At 65.2% G+C, this 2,844-nt stretch carries 1 protein-coding gene and 1 pseudogene; both read left to right on the top strand.

The window, feature by feature from the left end:
• Nucleotides 1-1,043, top strand: a 1,043-nt coding sequence (locus AHiyo1_RS05655; protein WP_059387886.1) for an amidase family protein, incomplete at its 5' end; no start/stop codon positions are given.
• A pseudogene (gene gatB, locus AHiyo1_RS05650) lies at nucleotides 1,043-2,583 on the top strand (Asp-tRNA(Asn)/Glu-tRNA(Gln) amidotransferase subunit GatB). The gene AHiyo1_RS05655 and the pseudogene gatB, both read left to right, overlap by 1 nt.
• Nucleotides 2,584-2,844: the final 261 nt, after the last annotated feature.

Here is a 2,844-nt window from a genome sequence, read left to right as displayed (position 1 = left end):
CTCCGCTGGCCCTCGGCACGGACACCGGCGGATCCATCCGCCAGCCTGGCGCCGTCACCGGCACGGTCGGCATGAAGCCCACCTACGGTGCCGTTTCCCGTTACGGCGCCATTGCCATGGCGTCGTCGCTGGACCAGATCGGTCCGGTTTCGCGGACCGTGCTGGACTCGGCCCTGCTGCAGGAAGTCATCGGTGGACACGACCCCTTCGACTCCACCTCGCTGACGGACCCCTTCGATACGCTCGTTTCCGCAGCCAAGACGGGCAACGTCACCGGCATGAAGATCGGCATCGTCAAGGAACTCCACGGCGAGGGCTACCAGGCCGGCGTCGAGAACCGTTTCAACGAGTCCCTTGAGCTGCTCAAGGAGGCCGGCGCGGAAATCGTCGAGGTTTCCTGCCCCAACTTCAAGTACGCGCTGGGCGCCTACTACCTGATCATGCCGTCCGAGGTTTCGAGCAACCTGGCCAAGTTCGACGGCGTCCGCTACGGCTTGCGTGTCCTGCCCAAGGACGGTCCCATGACGATCGAACGTGTCATGGGTGCCACTCGCGCCGCCGGTTTCGGCGATGAGGTCAAGCGCCGCATCATCCTGGGCACCTACGCCCTGAGCGCCGGCTACTACGACGCCTACTACGGTTCGGCGCAGAAGGTCCGCACGCTGATCCAGCGCGACTTCGACGCCGCGTTCGCGCAGGCCGACGTCCTGATTTCGCCGACGGCTCCCACGACGGCCTTCAAGCTGGGGGAGAAGCTGGACGATCCGCTGGCCATGTACCTCAACGACGTCGCCACCATCCCGGCGAACATGGCCGGTATCCCGGGCTTGTCCCTGCCTGGCGGCCTGGCCGACGAAGACGGCCTGCCCGTAGGCATCCAGCTGCTGGCGCCTGCCCGCGAGGACGCCCGCCTGTACCGCGTGGGCGCTGTCCTTGAATCCTTGCTTGAAGAGAAGTGGGGTGGCCCGCTGTTGGCGAAGGCACCTGAATTGAAAAACGCAGGTCTCGGTACCGCATTCAACACCGCCGGAGGTTCCAACTGATGTCTACCGACGCCATCCTCAGCTTCGAAGAGGCCATGGAGAAGTACGACCCCGTCCTTGGCTTCGAGGTCCACGTGGAGCTCAACACCAAGACCAAGATGTTCTCCTCCGCTCCGAATGTCTTCGGCGACGAGCCGAACACCAACGTCAACGAGGTTGACCTTGGCATGCCCGGCGTCCTGCCCGTGGTGAACAAGACGGCGGTAGAGTCTTCCATCAAGATCGGCCTTGCCCTGAACTGCAAGATCGCCGAGTCCTGCCGCTTCGCCCGGAAGAACTACTTCTACCCGGACACCCCGAAGAACTTCCAGACGTCCCAGTACGACGAGCCCATCGCGTACGACGGCTACCTGGACATCGAGCTCTCGGACGGCACTGTGTTCCGCGTCGAGATCGAGCGTGCGCACATGGAGGAGGACGCCGGCAAGCTGACCCACATGGGTGGCGCCACGGGTCGCATCCAGGGCGCCGACTATTCGTTGGTGGACTACAACCGTTCCGGTGTTCCGCTCGTCGAAATCGTCACCAAGCCGATCGAGGGCGCGGGTAGCCGGGCACCTGAGCTCGCCAAGGCCTACGTGGCCGCAGTACGCGAAATCGTCAAGAACCTCGGCGTTTCCGACGCCAAGATGGAACGCGGCAACGTCCGCTGCGACGCCAACGTCTCGCTGCGCCCGCACGGCCGCGAACGTTTCGGCATCCGTTCCGAAACGAAGAACGTGAACTCGCTGCGCGCCGTCGAGCACGCCGTCCGTTACGAAATCCAGCGCCACGCAGCCGTCCTGGACTCCGGCGAGCCGGTCATCCAGGAAACGCGCCACTGGCACGAGGACACGCGCACGACGACGTCGGGCCGCGCAAAGTCCGACGCCGACGACTACCGCTACTTCCCGGAGCCGGACCCTCGTTCCGGTCCTGGCATCCCGCGAATGGTCGAAGAACTCCGCGCCACGCTGCCCGAGCCGCCCGCTGCGCGCCGCAAGCGGCTCCAGGCCGACTGGGGCTATTCGGACCTCGAGTTCCGCGACGTCGTGAACGCCGGCGTCATGGACTCCATCGAGGAGACCATCGCCGCCGGTGCCAGCGCCTCCGTGGCCCGCAAGTGGTGGATGGGCGAGATTGTCGGACGCGCGAAGACAGCCGACGTCGATCCTTCCGAACTCGGCGTCACGCCGGAAACCATCGTGGAGCTCAACAAGCTCGTCGAGGGCGGCAAGATCAACAACAAGATGGCCTCCCAGGTACTCGACGGCGTCCTCGCCGGCGAAGGAACCCCGGCGAGATCGTCGAGAAGCGCGGCCTCGCGGTCGTGTCCGACGACGGCCCCCTGCTGGAAGCGATCGACGCCGCACTGGCGGCCCAGCCCGACGTTGCGGAGAAGATCCGCGGCGGCAAGGTTCAGGCCATCGGTGCGATCGTCGGCGGAGTCATGAAGGCCACCCGAGGGCAGGCCGACGCCGGCCGCGTCAAGCAGCTGATCCTGGAGCGGCTCGCGTCGAAGGCTGACCACCCGCGCCTCACCCAACTGAGTCGCAGTTAATGTCGTTCTGAGCCGTCAAAACGACAACAACTGCGACTCAGTTGTGTCTGGATCCACAGCCCCCACACAGCTTCAAGCGTCATCATGGAGTCATCAGTTCTTTGCTGCCCGCCCCTTACCGGCCCGGGGAGGAGCGGAGAAAGGATTCGGCCATGTCCACCATGACTCCGGGGGTTCGTAAGGCCCTCATCGCCGGCGGTATTGCCGTCGTCTTGAGCGGCGGTGGTGTGGCCGCAGTCTGGGCTGCCGGCCAGATCATCC

It is taken from the genome of Arthrobacter sp. Hiyo1 (assembly GCF_001263615.2).
GTDB lineage: Bacteria > Actinomycetota > Actinomycetes > Actinomycetales > Micrococcaceae > Arthrobacter.
Note: the sequence above shows the minus strand (reverse complement) of the source record. Positions and strands in the feature narration are given on the sequence as shown.